Source organism: Neobacillus vireti (genome assembly GCF_001026695.1).
Classification (GTDB): Bacteria; Bacillota; Bacilli; order Bacillales; family Cytobacillaceae; genus Neobacillus; species Neobacillus vireti.
In genome coordinates this window covers 1-17445 of sequence record NZ_LDNB01000013.1, presented here as the reverse complement: position 1 = coordinate 17445, position 17445 = coordinate 1, and the positions used below count along the sequence as shown (strand labels likewise).

The 17445-nt window shown below is 44.3% G+C and carries 14 protein-coding genes; all 14 read left to right on the top strand.

The genetic code is table 11. From position 1 onward, the window contains the following. Positions 1–31: 31 nt before the first annotated feature. The 14 genes from upp to AA980_RS16395 all read left to right on the top strand — a co-directional run bounded on the left by upp (position 32) and on the right by AA980_RS16395 (position 17232). Positions 32–661 (top strand): uracil phosphoribosyltransferase, encoded by a 630-nt coding sequence (gene upp / locus AA980_RS16470; protein WP_024030601.1) that lies wholly within the window; start codon positions 32–34, stop codon positions 659–661. Between the two features lie 775 nt (positions 662–1436). Beyond that, positions 1437–5735, top strand: a complete 4299-nt coding sequence (locus AA980_RS16460) for a S8 family serine peptidase (RefSeq protein WP_024027600.1) — start codon at positions 1437–1439, stop codon at positions 5733–5735. A 377-nt stretch (positions 5736–6112) separates the two neighbouring features. Next, entirely contained in the window at positions 6113–7129 is a 1017-nt protein-coding gene (locus AA980_RS16450; protein WP_024027599.1) for a nuclease-related domain-containing protein, read from the top strand. Beyond that, entirely contained in the window at positions 7126–9348 is a 2223-nt protein-coding gene (locus AA980_RS16445) for a S8 family serine peptidase (protein ID WP_024027598.1), read from the top strand. The genes AA980_RS16450 and AA980_RS16445 overlap by 4 nt, the downstream gene beginning before the upstream one ends. Before the next feature lie 405 nt (positions 9349–9753). Next, complete coding sequence (locus AA980_RS16440) at positions 9754–10125, top strand: ATP synthase subunit I (RefSeq protein ID WP_034723623.1); 372 nt, start codon at positions 9754–9756, stop codon at positions 10123–10125. Positions 10126–10152: 27 nt separating this feature from the next. After that, a complete protein-coding gene (atpB, locus tag AA980_RS16435; RefSeq protein ID WP_024027596.1) occupies positions 10153–10866 on the top strand; it encodes a F0F1 ATP synthase subunit A in 714 nt (237 codons plus the stop codon). 67 nt (positions 10867–10933) lie between these two features. Continuing rightward, positions 10934–11146, top strand: coding sequence for a F0F1 ATP synthase subunit C (gene atpE / locus AA980_RS16430; RefSeq protein ID WP_024027595.1), 213 nt, complete (start codon positions 10934–10936; stop codon positions 11144–11146). Between the two features lie 179 nt (positions 11147–11325). Beyond that, complete coding sequence (locus tag AA980_RS16425) at positions 11326–11850, top strand: F0F1 ATP synthase subunit B (RefSeq protein ID WP_024027594.1); 525 nt, start codon at positions 11326–11328, stop codon at positions 11848–11850. Beyond that, positions 11847–12383 (top strand): F0F1 ATP synthase subunit delta, encoded by a 537-nt coding sequence (locus tag AA980_RS16420; RefSeq protein WP_024027593.1) that lies wholly within the window; start codon positions 11847–11849, stop codon positions 12381–12383. The genes AA980_RS16425 and AA980_RS16420 overlap by 4 nt, the downstream gene beginning before the upstream one ends. Before the next feature lie 26 nt (positions 12384–12409). Beyond that, entirely contained in the window at positions 12410–13918 is a 1509-nt protein-coding gene (gene atpA / locus AA980_RS16415) for a F0F1 ATP synthase subunit alpha (RefSeq protein WP_024027592.1), read from the top strand. A 107-nt stretch (positions 13919–14025) separates the two neighbouring features. Continuing rightward, positions 14026–14883: an ATP synthase F1 subunit gamma gene (gene atpG, locus AA980_RS16410; RefSeq protein WP_024027591.1), complete on the top strand. Its 858-nt coding sequence runs from the start codon at positions 14026–14028 to the stop codon at positions 14881–14883. 72 nt (positions 14884–14955) lie between these two features. Continuing rightward, the gene (atpD, locus tag AA980_RS16405) at positions 14956–16377 is read left to right on the top strand and encodes a F0F1 ATP synthase subunit beta (RefSeq protein ID WP_024027590.1); all 1422 of its coding nucleotides are present in this window, start codon (positions 14956–14958) and stop codon (positions 16375–16377) included. Positions 16378–16397: 20 nt separating this feature from the next. Beyond that, a complete protein-coding gene (locus AA980_RS16400) occupies positions 16398–16808 on the top strand; it encodes a F0F1 ATP synthase subunit epsilon (RefSeq protein WP_024027589.1) in 411 nt (136 codons plus the stop codon). Positions 16809–16986: 178 nt separating this feature from the next. Continuing rightward, entirely contained in the window at positions 16987–17232 is a 246-nt protein-coding gene (locus AA980_RS16395) for a hypothetical protein (RefSeq protein ID WP_047771756.1), read from the top strand. Positions 17233–17445: the final 213 nt, after the last annotated feature.

Here is a 17445-nt window from a genome sequence, read left to right as displayed (position 1 = left end):
TTGAATAATTTTAGTAAAAGGGGCGATTATTGTGGCAAAGGTATACGTCTTCGACCATCCGCTTATCCAACACAAGCTTACGTACATACGGGATATTAATACCGGAACAAAGGAGTTCCGCGAGCTCGTCGACGAAGTGGCGACATTGATGGCGTTTGAAATCACAAGGGATATGCCGCTTGAAGATATCGAGATTGAAACACCAGTGTGTAAAACAAAATCAAAGGTGTTGTCAGGGAAAAAACTAGGGTTGGTTCCGATTTTACGTGCTGGAATTGGCATGGTGGACGGAATGTTGAAATGTATTCCGGCCGCGAAGGTAGGCCATGTCGGATTATACCGCGACCCGGAAACATTAAAGCCGGTTGAATATTATGTGAAGCTTCCAAGCGACGTCGAAGAGCGCGACTTCATCGTCGTGGATCCAATGCTGGCAACAGGCGGCTCCGCGATTGATGCGATTTATGCCTTGAAAAAGCGCGGTGCGAAACATATCAAATTTATGTGCTTGATTGCCGCACCAGAAGGCGTCGAAGCCGTGAAAACGGAGCATCCGGACGTCGATATTTACATCGCCGCTCTGGATGAGAAATTGAACGACCACGGCTACATCGTGCCAGGCCTGGGCGATGCCGGCGACCGGTTATTTGGGACGAAATAATTTCTTTTTAAAAAGGCTGTGTTAAAGAATATTGTTGATTTTGAACACAATGTTGATTGGAGTGGAAGGCGCGAGACTCCTGCGGGAGCAGCGGGACAGGTGAGACTCCGCAGGCGCGCAATTCGCCGAGGAGGCTCACCGCCCGCCCCGCGAACCGCTCGCGCCTGAAACGGAAATCAACATCCCCTTTTAACACAGCCTTTAAAAAAAGTCGAGTCTACTCGGCTTTTTTTGTTTGGGATTTTCCAATAAATGTCTAAATAGCCAAAACCATTCGAAAAATAGCCATAACTCTCTGAAAAATAGCCATAACCATCAAAAAAATAGCCAAAACAGGTAAAAAAGTAGCCAAAACCCCAAGAAAAATAGCCAAAACCTTTTTCACAGACCATCTAAACGAGAGAGTCCCCTAAAAAAACCTTTTAAATTCATAAAAAATCTCTAATTATAAAATAATATTCCGATTAAGGCCACCAAATCTATCTAAAATGAAATTCCAACAAGTCCACAGATCGAAAAAAAGATATTCCAAAAAACCTCCAAACCAAAAAGAAAATAATTTCCAATTTGTCGAAAGAAAGGTGGTGATGAATGGTTTTCCTCTTTATACCAGTATATATAATTCTGAAAATATAGAAAAATATTTATCTTTAAAATAAAAAAATTATATTGACCAAATTTACAAAAACTATTAAGATAAAGTTTAGCTATTTTGATTTTTCGAATAATTACTTAAAATCAAAATTTGATAGACATATAGGGGGGAAAGGCATTCATGAAGAAAAAAACACAGAAAAAGGCTGCTTCATATGCGCTCGCGTCTGCTCTAGTACTTTCTAATCTAGGGTTTGCCGCATCAGCGTCTGCTGAAAGCACGCAAGAAAATGATTTTGCTGCAAAAGTAAAGCAGCTACAGGACCTGACAAGTAAGGATCTGAAAACAATCGATTCTGGGGATATTAAGACAAGTGCAAGCTTAAATCCATCGGATAGGGTCCGCGTGATCGTCGAGGTAGATGGACAAACACCAGTCGAATTCGCGACACAAGAGGGGAAATTATACAAAGATTTAGCAGAAAGTAAAAAGAGTTCACTAGCTTCAACACTAGTAAAACAACAAAATACTGTTAAAGACAAGATTTCTGCAAAAGGCGTGAAACTAAGCTATAAAAAGGCCTTCACGACTGCGTTTAACGGCTTCAGCGGTGATGTTCAGTACGGCGAAATTGCTAAAATTGAGGCGATTCCTGGCGTTAAGAATGTATATATTGCCAACGAATACAATCGTCCAGAAGAAACACCGGAAATGAAAACAAGCCACTCGTTTATCCAATCGCAAACCACTTGGGCCGATGCGAAACTGAAAGGTGAAGGCATGGTTGTCGCTGTTATTGATACAGGCGTGGACCCATCTCACCGCGATTTCAAAGTAACAGATGCTTCCAAGGATGCGTTAACAAAAGCCAAGGTTGACCAAGCCGGCTTAAAAGGTAAATTTTTCACAGATAAAGTGCCATATGGCTACAACTACTATGATGAAAACAATACCATCCTTGATTTAGCACCAGGTGCTTCTATGCACGGCATGCACGTTGCCGGCACAGTAGCGGCTAACGGTGATGAAGCAAACGGTGGAATTAAAGGGGTATCACCTGAAGCACAGGTACTTGGCATGAAAGTGTTCAGTAATGATCCAAACTATGCTTCAACGTCTTCAGATATCTACCTGGCAGCGATTGATGATTCTATTAAACTAGGCGCAGATGTATTAAACATGAGCTTAGGTTCGACTGCTTCTTTCTATGATCCAAAGAGTGCTGAAGACTTAGCGATTACGCGTGCCGTTGACAACGGAATTGTCTGCTCGGTATCTGCAGGTAACTCCGGTCATATCTCTTACGGTTATGCAGCCAATCCAAATCCATATGCAAGCAATCCGGATATTGGCGTTGTTGGAGCACCTGGTCTAAATACGGACACGATTCAAGTCGCAGCGGCCGGTAATGTGAGCTACCTTTACCAACATAACATCACTGTTGATGGTGCAGCAGGCTTCACGGCAACAGGCTTTGGAATTGATGATTGGACCGACCTTGCGAAAAATAATACATTACAGCTAGTTAGCCTTGGCGGAAAGCTTGGAGCTCCAGCAGACTATGCCGGACTTGATGTCAAAGGTAAAATTGTTGTTATGCCGCGTGGCGATTTAGCGTTTGCCGATAAAACGAAAAATGCTGCAGCTGCAGGAGCAGCCGGTATTATCGTTTATAACAGTGATAACCCAGTATTCTATGAAAACCAAGGCGGATGGCAAATTCCGTTCATGAAGATTCAAAGACAGCAAGGCCTTGATCTTGAAGCAGCAATCAAAGCAGGCAACACAACGCTTCGCGTAACACAAACAAAGAAAACAGAAGATCCTGAAATGGGCCGGATGACCGACTTCACTTCATGGGGTGTTACACCGAACCTTGATTTCAAACCTGAAATCACTGCTCCAGGCGGAAAAATTTATTCTACTGTAAACAATAATCAATACGAAGTGATGAGCGGTACATCAATGGCAGCGCCGCACGTTGCCGGCGGAAGTGCACTTGTCCAGCAATACTTGAAGAAGGATGATCGTTTCAAGGCGTTAACAGCTGGCGAACGGACCCACTTTGCAAAAGTTCTCTTAATGAACACTTCCAGCAAAATTGTTGATTTGAATGGCCAGCCATTCTCGCCTCGCCGTCAAGGTGCAGGGATGATGCAAACCTTCAACGCGGTTTCAACACCTGTTGTCGTTGTTGAAAAATCAAGCAACGAAGGCAAAGTTGCGTTAAAAGATTTCACAAGCAAACAATTCACGATGAACTTTACGGCAAAGAACATTTCCGATAAAGCGGTAACGTACGCTGTGAATACCGACGTTTTAACGGACACGATTAAGCAAACGACTGGTAAACCAGATACGAATGCGTTAATTGCCGGCAACATGGATGGTGCGGTAGTTGATGCGCCAAAAACCTTAACAGTGCCAGCCGGACAATCGGTTGATTTTTCCGTAAAGGTTGATTTAACGAATGCAAAAATCCCGGGTCTTGATAATGCCGGTAAGAAAATTGCTTTAGACCTGAAAGAGGATATTTTCGTTGAAGGTTTCGTTACACTTACAGATATGAACAATAAATTAGAAGCAACACTAAACGTTCCATATGTAGGTTTTTACGGTAAATGGGATCGCCCTAGCATTCTTGACGGCTTTAAGGATTTTGGCGAAACGAAGTTCTTTAACCATGGTTTGAATGAAATGCTGTTTACAAGTGCGGGTAAAACGTATTTGCAGGCTCCTGTTCCTGGAAAACAATATTATGCAGTTTCACCAAATGGCGATGGCCTAATGGATAATGCTTTCCCGCTGCCAACATTCTTACGGAATGCTTCTGAAGCGCAGTTTAACGTTCTTGATAAAGACGGCAAGCTCCTTCGCCGCGTTGCCTTAGAAAAAGATGTACGGAAAAGCTATTATAATTCTGGCAATTCCGGGTCTAGTACGTATAACTTGAAATCTAGCCGTGCTTGGGATGGGACTGTTAATTCTAAGCAGGTGGATGACGGCCTGTACTACTACGAAATCAAAGCTGTGGTAGATTACAAGGGTGCAGAATATCAATCGAAGAAGATTCCAGTTTATGTCGATACAACAGCTCCAAAGGTGAAAGCAACCTACGATAATGATGCATCAACCGTTAACTGGACAACGGATGAGCAAGGCGTTGGCGTGATGAATTACGCGATCTATGTTGATGGAAAATTAGTAACAGATACAGTAAGCGGCACGGCAACAAGCTATAAATTTGCAACTCCGCTGGCGGCAAAAACGTCTGTTGAAGTATTTGCGATTGATTATGCTTACAATGTTGGCAGTTCGAAAACAGCTGCAGGTGACACTTCCCTTCCGCTTGTGTTCATGTCGGCACCTTCAGCAAATGGAACTTACAGATCGCTTGAGGTTCCAGTTTCAGGTTATGCTACTGACGACCTTGGCGTAGAAAAAGTCCAAGTAAATGGCGAAGATGTAGCCCTTACTTACGATGCAGCGAAGAAGCAATACAATTTCTCTACAACAGTTAAGTTTGAGAAAGACGGCAAGTATAAGATTCCGATTACGGTAACGGACATTGCGGGCAAAGAGTACGGCATTTCCCGAATTGTCTATGTCGATACAACTCCGGGTGAAATCGTTGTCGATGCCCCTGAAAAAGTGGGCTATGATGTTGATCAAGCTACGGTGAAGCTACAATTAAAAGATAACTTCAACTATTTATCTTTATATGTTGGCGCTGACCAAGTATTTGTACAACCATACAAGAGCCCAGTAGATGTCATGACTCCTGCTGATACTCCGTATGAGTTTACGGTTGACTTGAAGCATGGCGAAAACAAAGTAAGCCTTCGTCTCCAAGACTTTGGCGGAAATGAAACGAAGAAGGATATCACGATCTTCCGTGCGGAAGTGAAGGATCAAGATCCGGTACCAAACCCAGATCCTAAGCCAGATCCAAAACCGGATCCACAACCAGAACCAAAACCAGATCCGGCTCCAGTGGTGAAAAATGGCTGGAATTTGGAAGGAAACACATGGTTCTACTACACGAAAGATGTGAAGAAGACTGGCTGGTTGCTTGATGGCAACAAGTGGTATTACTTGAATAAAAATGGTGCTATGCAAACAGGCTGGGTACTTGACGGCGGTAAATGGTACTTGCTAAATAAATCCGGCGCAATGCAAACGGGCTGGGTACTTGATGGCGGCAAATGGTACTTGCTAAATAAATCCGGCGCAATGCAAACAGGCTGGGCGCTTGATGGCGGCAAATGGTACTTCTTAAACAACAGCGGTGCGATGCAGACTGGCTGGTTGAAAACTGGCGGTGAGTGGTACCACTTAAGCAATAGCGGTGCAATGAACACAGGCTGGAAGCTCATCAACGGTAAATGGTATTACCTAAATCTGAAGTCTGGAAAAATGGCCTACAGCACAACAATTGACGGTTATAAACTAGGTTCAGATGGAGCTTGGATTAAGTAATTTCATGTGGGAAGGCGGACAGTTAGATGTCCGCCTTTTTTGAGGTTTAGGGGTATTTGATTTATAAAAAAATGGGTGATTTTTTAAGGGTGGATTTTCCAGATAATGTCTAATTAGCCAAAACCCTTTGAAAAATAGCCATAACTCCTTGAAAAGTAGCCAAAACTATCAAAAAAGTAGCCAAAACCCTCTGAAAAGTAGCCAAAACTCCACAAAAAGTAGCCAAAACTTTTTCCGAAGAAAAAACTCTCCTGGGATTTTGAACTTTTTGTGAAAATAAGATAAAATTTCGTCAAAATAGTCCAAAATTCGCAGGAATTCCTCATCAAGAATCGAATAGTATGAATGAATTTACTAAATAGAGGTGATTTTGGCTAATGATTAAACTGGATTTAGCAGTTTCTATTGAAATTCATCAGTGTATTGCGATCTTAAGAAGGATGTCAAAAATTGATCCCCTAAGACCGTTGATTGAGAGGGAATTAAAATGGCGGTTAAAAGGATATTATGGTGAAAAAGAAACACGTTTTTACCTTTCGTTCTTACCGGAGGATAAGTATTACATTTTTCGTGGCTTGCGTCTTCATGATAAAAAGGCATTTCAACTGGATTTGCTCATACTCTCACAGTACTTCGTGCTGATTGCTGAAATTAAAAATATTTCCGGTACGTTACGCTTTAAAAAAGGCTCCAATCAGGTCATAAAAGAGTATCAGGGCAAGGAAGAAGGAATTTCAAATCCAATTCAACAAGTAAAAAGGCACCATGTCCAGTTTCGTAATTGGCTCCGAAAAAAACACATCAAAAATTTACCAATTGAGTCAATCGCTCTGATTAGCAAAACCTCAACGATTATCGAAACAACTCCAGATAATATGCAAATTTATGACCACTTGATCTTTGGAGAGTCACTTCTTGATAAAATAAACGAACTTGAAAGGAAATATCAAGCTCCCCAGTTAAGCAAAAAGAAGCTAGATGATCTATCGGATTGCCTGTTAGCTGAGCACACGATTGCAATCCCTGACATTCTCCACCAGCACAATATCTTACCTAATAAGATTTCAACTGGCGTATGCTGCCCAAATTGTAATAAGCTTCCGATGATTTATCGTTCAGCTAATTGGCAATGTCCGATCTGCAAATTTCTTTCAAAGACTGCCCATATACCTGCGGTGGATGACTTTTTTCTTCTCTTAAGCCCTACGATGACTAGAAAGCAGTTCAAGGATTTCTTACATATTGATTCAGATGCCGTGGCGAAAAATCTCCTCCATTCGCTAAACCTGCCGTCTACCGGTACAAAACGAGGAACCAAATACCATCTCCCAAAAAACCGCATACTTTCCCCGCTCGTTGAAAAGGATATTAAAAAAGGGGAATTTTTCAAATGAAATTACTGCTTGCCTTAATCCTGGCCTTTCAAGCTCCACGAACACTCATCTACCCGCCGATTCCCAAACCCACACAGGAGACGATCGCGATCGTTCTTTTAGAAAAACCGCATACCGAGAAGGAAATTAATGAGCTCATCCGCCCGTTTAGGGATGTTAAACTCCGCCGTGTTTTTCGCGAGGCGATTACTGGTTTTTCTGTCCAAGGGAAATCACAGGCAATCGCGCGGCTTGCCGGGAATAAACAAATCCTGAACATCTCACCAGTCACCCAGTATCGAGTCCAAACCGAGGGAAGTGTCAAAATCATTGGCGGCGATGCAGTCCGCAGCATTTTTGATCAAAAAAATCAACGCCTGACTGGAAAGGGTGTGACGGTTGGGGTCATCGACACCGGCGTCGATTACACCCATCCAGACTTGAAAAAGAACTATGCCGGCGGCCACGATCTCGTTGACAATGACCGTGATCCAATGGAAACGAAGGTCCTTGGGCAGGCGACCATCCACGGTACCCATGTCGCCGGCATCATTGCGGCAAATGGAAAAATAAAAGGCGTCGCCCCTGAGGCCCAAATCGTTGCCTACCGGGCGCTTGGACCGGGCGGCGGCGGAACAACCGAGCAGGTGCTGGCAGCGATTGAGCAGGCCATTAAGGATAAAGTCGATATTGTTAACCTTTCGCTCGGGAACGATATCAACGGCCCCGACCTGCCGATTAGTCTTGCCCTCAACCGCGCCGTCGATAAAGGGATTGTCGCCGTGGCGGCATCTGGGAATTCCGGACCAAATGTCTGGACAGTCGGTTCGCCGGGGACGGCATCGAAGGCGATATCTGTTGGGGCCTCGACGCCGACGATGGAGATACCGTCTTTATTAATAGAAGGAAGCCGGAATCGATTGCGGATTCAGCCAATGGAGGGCTCAGCCAACTGGGCGCTTGACCGCTCGCTCGAGATTGTCGAAGGCGGGATTGGCAGGAAAACCGAATTGAATCAGGTGCAGGGCAAACTAGTCCTAATGAAAAGGGGAACATTAACTTTTTCGGAAAAGGCGGAAAACGCCCGTCAAGCGGGGGCGGCAGCTGTGCTAATCTACAATAATATGAGCGGGGGCTTCATGGGCAACCTCGATACGCAGAGTAGCATCCCTGTCGGTTCACTCTCGAAGGCTGACGGAGTTATTTTACAAAAAAAAATTAAGCAAGGGCTGTCGGCACGGGTCTTGGTCGCGGAAGAACGGGATCAGCTCGCTGATTTCAGCTCGAGGGGGCCGGTGACGGGGTCGTGGGAAATTAAGCCGGACATTGTCGCGCCGGGGGTGGCGATTAACTCGACGGTGCCTGGCGGCTATTTGAGCTTGCAGGGGACGAGTATGGCGGCGCCGCATGTCGCCGGGGCTTGCGCGTTGATTAAGCAGGCGCATCCGGACTGGACGCCTGAGCAAATCAAGGCAGCGTTGATGAACACGGCGAAACCGCTGGTAAAAACGGGCGGGGCCGATTCCTCCAAGGCAACGGTGACCGCAAAAACAGGGAGCTACTATCGCACCTTCGAACAAGGTGCTGGCAGGATCCAAGTGGATGAAGCGATCAAAACGGCGTCGCTCGTCACTCCGAGCAGTATCCAATTTGGAAAATTTAGCGATGAGCGTGACAGTCATAAGGCTGTTTTACATGTTGAAAATACGAGTGAGCGAAGCGCGCGCTATTCATTTACGATTCCGAACCGTGTTGACGGGCTGAGCTGGAGGTTCCCGCTCTCGTTCACCTTAGAACCGCACGAAGCAAAGGATGTTATGGTTGAGCTAAGGGTCGACCCGCAGATTTTTAAAGGGAAAATCCATGATGGCTATCTTAGACTGCAAGCTGGGGCGAGGACGATTCAAATCCCATATTTGTATGTGCTTGAGGAACCGGGCTACCCGAGGGTGATGGGCTTTGATTTTGCTGAAGCGGACAAACCGGGACAGTACAGGTATGAGGTCTATTTGCCGGGCGGGGCGGAAGAGTTTGGGATTGCCTTGTTTAACCCTGAGGATTACCGGTTTATTGGCTTCTTGGATACAGCGGTGAATGTGAAAAAGGGGCTGATCAAGCAGGACATTCCAAGTGAGCAGCTGCCGGCAGAGGGAACCTACCTTGTGAAGGTGTTTGCCAAGAAGGCGAACAAGGAGGATTTTATTGAAACGATGATCAAGATTGGTGAAAAAGTAGACTAGGCGGATGTCCTAGTCTTTGTTTACTTTACACAATTTGTGAAGAAATGTTCACAAAATCGACACAATTTAGCCATAAAATGTTGCGATTTTCCAATACAATTATAGTGTAAAACAGAATACGGTTTTGGAAGAAATTACGGGGTATAGATTGTGGAATAATTCACCTAAACGCATTGACATTGAAAGTTGCCTATTGTATGCTTACAAAGGGTGTAAAATGACAGGGTTTTCATGTTGTTTACCCTATGTTTAGGTGCTGGAAATACTATTTTTCAGCTATCCCGAATACCTCAAGTCCGCTTCATCAGTGTAGAAGTAATTTTCTTAATACTCGGATTGTTCGTTGGACTTACGGCAGGTATTGATTCCGAATCCGTCAATTCTTTTCAGGAGATTAAACCAACCATGCCGGAATATCAACTAATATTTTCAAGACTGCGAAGATGGATGTTTTTGTTATTATCTATTTATGTACTCGGCTGGGGGTTCACGTCTTATCAACCCGTCTTTCTGGGATTGGTTTTTGGGACGAGTTTGAGCCTTTTTAATTTGTGGTTAATGGTCCGAAAGATGGACAAGTTTGGCGAGTCGATTCAACAGGGGAAAAAGGTGCGCTCACTCGGATCTTTTTCAAGGTTTGCGACGGCGGCGCTGGCAGTTATGGTTACGATGATGTATCCAGACCAGCTTCACCTCATCAGTGTGGTTATAGGGTTAATGACATCCTATATTGTCATTATGATAGATTTTTTTATTCACAGCATTAAAAATACATAAAAAATTGGGGAAGCGAGGTGAATATTGTTGGAACACAAAGCTCCAATAGTAACATATTTTGGACTTAATTTTAATTTAGCTGACATGTTAATGATTACCATCGCAAGTGCAGTTGTCTTTTTAATTGCCGTTTTATCGACGCGTAAGCTGGCGATGAAGCCGACCGGCGTTCAGAATTTCATGGAATGGGTCATGGATTTCGTGAAGAACATCATTAACAGTACGATGGATTGGAAAACCGGCGGACGATTTCATGTGCTTGGAATTACCATGATGATGTATATCTTTGTCTCTAATATGCTGGGGTTGCCATTTTCAATCGTCATCAATGATACACTTTGGTGGAAATCACCGACTGCCGATCCAGGAATAACACTGACACTGGCGACATTGGTGGTGGGATTATCCCATTATTATGGAGTCAAAATGAAAGGGACAGCTGCCTACGGGAAAGAATTCTTTAAACCGTTTTGGTTCATGTTCCCAATCAAAATTATTGAAGAGTTTGCGAATACGCTGACTCTCGGTCTCCGTCTTTACGGAAACATTTATGCGGGTGAGATTTTACTAGGTTTACTCGCAGGCGGTCTTGCTACATCCGGAACTTGGGGTTGGGCTGCAGCAGCAGTACCAATGCTGGCATGGCAGGGCTTCTCAGTCTTTGTTGGTGCCATTCAAGCATTTATTTTCACCATGTTAACAATGGTTTACTTGTCTCATAAGGTAAGTACCGACCATTAATATAACTGTTCATCTATTTGAACAAAAAAATAAAATTATTTATACATTTTAAGGAGGAAAATTACAAATGGGTCTATTAGCAGCAGCAATTGCAATCGGTTTAGCAGCACTAGGTGCCGGTATCGGTAACGGTCTTATCGTATCAAAAACAGTTGAAGGTATCGCTCGTCAGCCAGAAGCTCGCGGTATGCTTCAAACAACAATGTTCATCGGGGTTGCGTTAGTTGAGGCGATTCCTATTATCGCGGTTGTTATCGCGTTCATGGTTCAAGGTAAGTAATCTAGAGTAACTCCGAGACCGATGGCGAAGATTTCTTGAGAACCTTCGCCATTCGTTTATATCTATATCCATCAGGTTAATGTTACAAACCCTGATAAAAGTTTTTCGAAAAATGACGATTGAAAATGATGGTTTTTTGTATATATAAAGGAACAACTCTTGAAGGGAGTGAACCCGAGGTGTTTACAAGCAGTCTAGTATTAGGTGCAGCAGCACATACCGGAGTTAATTGGGGCTCGATTCTTTTCCAATTAGTGATTTTTATCATATTGATGGCATTGCTGAAGAAGTTCGCATGGGGACCTTTGATGGGCATCATGAAAGAACGTGAAGAGCATGTGGCAAATGAAATCACATCCGCTGAAAAGAGCCGTAAAGAAGCTGCCGCTTTAGTAGAAGAACAAAGAAATATGTTAAAAGAAGCCCGCAATGACGCTCAAAGTTTAATTGAAGCAGCGAAAAAGCAAGGCGATCTTCAGCGTGAAGAAATCATTTCCGCTTCCCGCGCAGAAGCTGAGCGCATTAAAGAAGCCGCTAAGGTAGAAATTGAGCAGCAAAAAGAAAAAGCAGTTGCCGCGATTCGCGAACAAGTGGCATCATTGTCTGTCCTAATTGCTTCTAAAGTAATTGAGAAAGAATTGAGCGCAGCGGATCAAGACAAATTGATTAACGAATATATCCAAGAGGCAGGAGAAAAACGATGAGTAACTCCATGGTAGCAAAGCGCTACGCGTTGGCTCTTTTCCAAATTGCGAAAGAGACTCAAGCTCTTGGAGTAATAGAAGAAGACCTTCGTGCAGTGAGGGAAGTTGTCGGGTATCATCCTGAATTTAAAGCCGTATTAAAATCTTCGAAGCTTTCAGCTGATAAGAAAAAGGAAATTTTAAAACAGGCTTTTGCATCGGTAAATGTATATGTACTCAATACACTGTTAATCTTAATTGACCGTCATCGCGAGGATGAAGTCGCTGATGTGGCCAATGAGTTTATTGAACTGGCGAACGAAGCAATGGGTATCGCTGAGGCAGAAGTGCACAGTTACCGTGCCTTAACAGAGGAAGAGCGTGCTGCCCTATCTTCAGTTTTTGCCGCAAAAATCGGTAAGAAATCGCTGAAAATTGAAAATATCGTAGATTCCAGCTTGCTTGGCGGTCTCCGCCTTCGGATTGGAAATCGTATATATGACGGCTCATTGAGCGGTAAGCTCAGCCGTTTAGAACGTAAATTGTTAAGTTAAGATTTGAAAGATTAGGGGTGAAACTCATGAGCATCAAAGCTGAAGAAATCAGTGCCCTGATAAAAAAGCAGATTGAAAACTATCAGGCAGAAATACAAGTGACTGATGTCGGTACAGTTATCTCCGTAGGTGACGGTATCGCACGTGTTCATGGCCTCGACAATGTCATGGCTGGAGAACTTGTTGAATTTTCGAACGGCGTTATGGGTATGGCACAAAACCTGGAAGAAAATAACGTCGGTATTATCATCCTTGGACCTTTCACGGAAATCCGCGAAGGCGACGAAGTACGCCGTACAGGCCGCATCATGGAGGTTCCAGTTGGTGAGGGACTAATCGGACGTGTAGTTAACTCATTAGGACAACCAATCGATGGAATGGGTCCAATTAACACAACAAAAACACGCCCAGTAGAAGCGGTTGCTTCTGGCGTTATGGCTCGTAAATCTGTTCATGAGCCATTACAAACGGGTATTAAAGCGATTGACGCGCTCGTGCCAATCGGACGCGGCCAGCGTGAGTTAATTATCGGTGACCGTCAAACAGGTAAAACATCTGTTGCCATCGATACGATCATTAACCAAAAAGGTCAAGACATGATCTGTATCTATGTGGCAATCGGACAAAAAGAATCAACGGTGCGTGGTGCCGTAGAAACACTTCGTAAGCACGGTGCATTAGAGTACTCTATCGTTGTATCTGCATCTGCTTCACAGCCAGCTCCAATGCTATTCTTAGCACCATATTCAGGTGTTGCGATGGCAGAAGAATTTATGTACGCTGGCAAGCACGTACTGATCGTCTATGATGATCTATCGAAGCAAGCGGCTGCATACCGTGAACTTTCCCTATTACTTCGTCGTCCTCCAGGTCGTGAAGCCTATCCAGGGGATGTATTCTACTTGCACAGCCGCCTTTTAGAGCGTGCTGCAAAATTAAACGACACACTTGGTGCTGGTTCCATTACGGCATTGCCATTTATTGAAACACAAGCAGGTGACGTTTCTGCTTATATCCCAACAAACGTTATCTCCATCACTGATGGACAAATTTTCTTACAATCAGACCTATTCTTCTCCGGTGTACGTCCAGCGATCAACGCAGGTCTTTCCGTATCCCGTGTAGGCGGATCGGCGCAAATCAAAGCGATGAGAAAGGTTGCCGGTACACTCCGTCTTGACCTTGCTTCTTACCGTGAGCTTGAAGCATTTGCGCAGTTCGGTTCTGACCTTGATAAAGCAACACAAGCAAAGCTTGCCCGCGGTGCGCGTACAGTTGAGGTGCTAAAGCAGGACCTTCACAAGCCGTTGTCCGTAGGGAAGCAAGTGGCGATTCTTTATGCCTTAACACGCGGTTTCCTTGATGACATTCCATTAGAGGATATCCGTCGTTTTGAATCTGAATTCCATAATTGGTTAGACCACAACCGCAAAGAGTTGTTAGACCATATTGCAACCACGAAGGAACTTCCTTCTGATGACGATATGGCTTCTGCAATCAACGACTTCAAAAAGACGTTTGCAGTTTCCGAATAATAGGGTCTGACATTTAGTAAGGTCTGGTGTCAGGCACCATGTGAAAAATTCACATGGTGCCTGCAGCCGAGACTAGACATTCTTTGAATGAGGGTGGTGAGAACCTAATGGCATCATTACGCGATATAAAAAATAGTATTAATTCTACGAAAAAAATGAGTCAGATTACCAAAGCAATGGAAATGACTTCAGCCGCGAAATGGAACCGCGGTGTAATGAATGCAAAGGCATTCGTTCCTTACATGGAGAAAATCCAAGAAGTGACAGCGTCGATTGCGATTGGCTCAGGTGGTGTGAATCACCCGATGCTGCAGCACCGTCCTGTTAAGAAAACCGGTTATATAGTCATGACTAGTGACCGAGGTCTTGCTGGTGCGTTTAACAGTAACGTGATTCGCCGTGTCCATCAAGCAATTCAAAGCCGTCATAAGTCGAATGATGAGTTTGCTATCATTGCCATCGGCCGAGTGGCTCGTGACTTTTTTGTGAAGCGGGGCATGAATGTCATCCTCGAAATTGTCGGGATTTCAGATCAGCCTAACTTTGAAAGCATTAAAGACATTACGAGCGCGACCGTCGGTATGTTTACGGATGAAACATTCGATGAACTATATATTTATTACAACCATTATCACAGTGCGATTTCGCAGGAAGTGAGCGAGAAGAAACTTCTCCCGCTGTCCGATTTATCTAGTTCGCATAAGCTTATAAGCTACGAATTTGAGCCGTCAGCAGAAGAAATTTTAGAAGTTCTCCTGCCGCAATATGCGGAAAGCTTAATTTATGGTGCGTTATTAGATAGTAAAGCCAGCGAGCATGCCGCTCGGATGACTGCGATGAGAAACGCAACCGATAATGCGAAAGAAATGATCAAAAACTATTCTCTAATCTACAACCGTGCCCGCCAGGCAGCGATTACTCAAGAAATCGCCGAAATCGTCGGCGGTGCGGCAGCACTTGAATAGATAATTTTTTTTAAAAAAAGAAGAGCCCCGAGGCTTGGATTTGTTTGATAGAGTAAGTTAGGAGGGAAAACGATGAACAAAGGACGCGTTCTTCAGGTTATGGGTCCGGTAGTTGACGTGAAGTTTGACGGCGGCAATCTGCCTGCGATCTATAATGCATTGAAAGTTGTCAGTAAAGCGCATAATCAATCGGAAGTTGATATCAACTTAACTCTTGAAGTAGCCCTTCATTTAGGTGATGATACGGTTCGTGCGATTGCGATGGCTTCAACTGACGGTTTAACCCGCGGTATCGAAGTGGAAGATACTGGTGCGCCGATTTCGGTGCCAGTTGGTGATGTGACGCTTGGCCGTGTATTTAACGTATTAGGTGATGCGATTGACTTAAAAGAGGATGTACCGGCTAGTGCCCGCCGTGATTCGATTCACCGTGATGCACCAACATTTGAAGAGCTTTCTACTGAGGTAGAAATTCTTGAAACTGGTATTAAAGTAGTAGACCTGCTTGCCCCATATATTAAAGGTGGAAAAATCGGCCTCTTCGGTGGTGCCGGTGTAGGTAAAACCGTTTTAATTCAGGAATTAATTAATAACATCGCTCAAGAGCATAGCGGTATTTCTGTTTTCGCCGGTGTTGGTGAACGTACACGTGAAGGAAATGACCTTTACCACGAAATGACAGATTCTGGCGTTATTAAGCAAACAGCGATGGTTTTCGGACAAATGAACGAGCCGCCAGGTGCGCGTATGCGTGTTGCCTTGACTGGCTTGACAATGGCTGAATATTTCCGTGATGAGCAAGGACAAGACGTGTTATTGTTCATTGATAATATTTTCCGTTTCACGCAAGCAGGTTCTGAGGTTTCTGCGCTATTAGGCCGTATGCCTTCAGCGGTAGGTTACCAGCCGACACTTGCTACGGAAATGGGTAAATTAGAAGAACGGATTACGTCTACGAATAAAGGATCAGTTACATCAATCCAAGCGATTTACGTACCAGCCGATGACTATACGGACCCGGCTCCGGCTACGACTTTCGCTCACTTAGATGCAACAACAAACCTTGAGCGTAAGCTTTCTGAAATGGGTATCTACCCTGCGGTGGATCCATTAGCATCGACTTCTCGTGCCTTGTCGCCTGATATCGTTGGCGAAGAGCATTATGAGGTTGCACGTCAAGTACAATCTACTTTACAAAAATATCGTGAGTTACAGGATATTATCGCCATTCTTGGTATGGATGAACTTTCTGATGATGATAAGTTAGTCGTACTTCGTGCGCGCCGTATCCAGTTCTTCTTATCGCAAAACTTCCACGTGGCTGAGCAGTTTACTGGCCAGAAGGGTTCGTATGTACCTGTTAAAGAAACAGTTAAAGGTTTCAAAGAGATTCTAGAGGGTAAATATGATCACCTGCCAGAAGATGCATTCCGTTTGGTCGGCCGTATTGAAGAAGTGGTTGAAGCCGGAAAACGCATGGGTGTAGAAGCCTAAGTACGCCAGGAGGGTAAAAAATGAAGACGATTAAAGTCAGTGTTGTTACTCCCGATGGCCCGGTGTATGAATCAGATGTGGAAATGGTGAGTACGAAAGCTCAAAGTGGTGAGCTTGGCATTCTACCTGGACACATTCCGATGGTTGCTCCGCTTCAAATTGGTGCGGTCCGTCTTAAAAAAGAGGGCAATATGGAATTTATCGCGGTCAGCGGCGGATTTTTAGAGGTTCGTCCTGATCAGGTAACGATTCTTGCGCAATCAGCGGAAACAGCTTCTGAAATTGATGTAGAACGTGCCTTAAGAGCGAAGGAACGTGCAGAGCAGCGAATGCGCGATCAGAAGGCCGAGCATATCGACTTCCGCCGTGCTGAGCTGGCACTGCAGCGCGCCATCAATCGCCTCGCCGTATCGGAAAGACGAATGTTATAGTTTATAAAAATAAAACCCCTCTAGCGGCAGCTTTGTCGCTTTGAGGGGTTTTTTGTTGTGGTGTTGGAGGGGAATGTGAGTCAGGGAAGCAGAGTTCGTGTAGGGGTTTTTAGCATATTCATGATGTTTAAGGTACGTGTGCCAGGCATAATGCCTGGCTATTTGAGTAGGTTTGTGGGTGGAGTTTAGGACGTGGAGAGGAAAAGGGGAAAAGCGGACAGTAAATGACCGGAAGTGGAGAGTAAAAGGGGAAAAGTGGAAAGTAAATCGTCGGAAGTGGAGAGTAAATGAGGAAAAGTGGAAAGTAAATCGTCGGAAGTGGAGAGTAAAAGGGGAAAAGCGGACAGTAAACTTTCAGAACCGGACAGTAAAATGTCCAAAGTGGAGAGTAAATGCAAAAGGTCCTTCAAAAAAGGTCATTTAAATGGTTTTAAGGAAAGGAATACGTTATAAAAAGATCCTAATAATTAGATGATGGTGTGGAAGTTGGCCAGAGCCAGTCTTGCGACTGGCTATTTGAGTTGTTTGTGGATGGAATTTAGGGAGTGGAGAGTAAAAGGGGAAAAGCGGACAGTAAATCGTCGGAAGTGGAGAGTAAATGAGGAAAAGTGGACAGTAAACTCTCAGAACCGGACAG

Coding starts and splice junctions, on each gene's coding strand:
- AA980_RS16460 (WP_024027600.1), top strand. CDS start 1,437: ATGAAGAAAAAAACACAGAAAAAGGCTGCTTCATATGCGCTCGCGTCT.
- AA980_RS16450 (WP_024027599.1), top strand. CDS start 6,113: ATGATTAAACTGGATTTAGCAGTTTCTATTGAAATTCATCAGTGTATT.
- AA980_RS16445 (WP_024027598.1), top strand. CDS start 7,126: ATGAAATTACTGCTTGCCTTAATCCTGGCCTTTCAAGCTCCACGAACA.
- AA980_RS16440 (WP_034723623.1), top strand. CDS start 9,754: ATGCCGGAATATCAACTAATATTTTCAAGACTGCGAAGATGGATGTTT.
- atpE (WP_024027595.1), top strand. CDS start 10,934: ATGGGTCTATTAGCAGCAGCAATTGCAATCGGTTTAGCAGCACTAGGT.
- AA980_RS16420 (WP_024027593.1), top strand. CDS start 11,847: ATGAGTAACTCCATGGTAGCAAAGCGCTACGCGTTGGCTCTTTTCCAA.
- atpA (WP_024027592.1), top strand. CDS start 12,410: ATGAGCATCAAAGCTGAAGAAATCAGTGCCCTGATAAAAAAGCAGATT.
- atpG (WP_024027591.1), top strand. CDS start 14,026: ATGGCATCATTACGCGATATAAAAAATAGTATTAATTCTACGAAAAAA.
- atpD (WP_024027590.1), top strand. CDS start 14,956: ATGAACAAAGGACGCGTTCTTCAGGTTATGGGTCCGGTAGTTGACGTG.
- AA980_RS16400 (WP_024027589.1), top strand. CDS start 16,398: ATGAAGACGATTAAAGTCAGTGTTGTTACTCCCGATGGCCCGGTGTAT.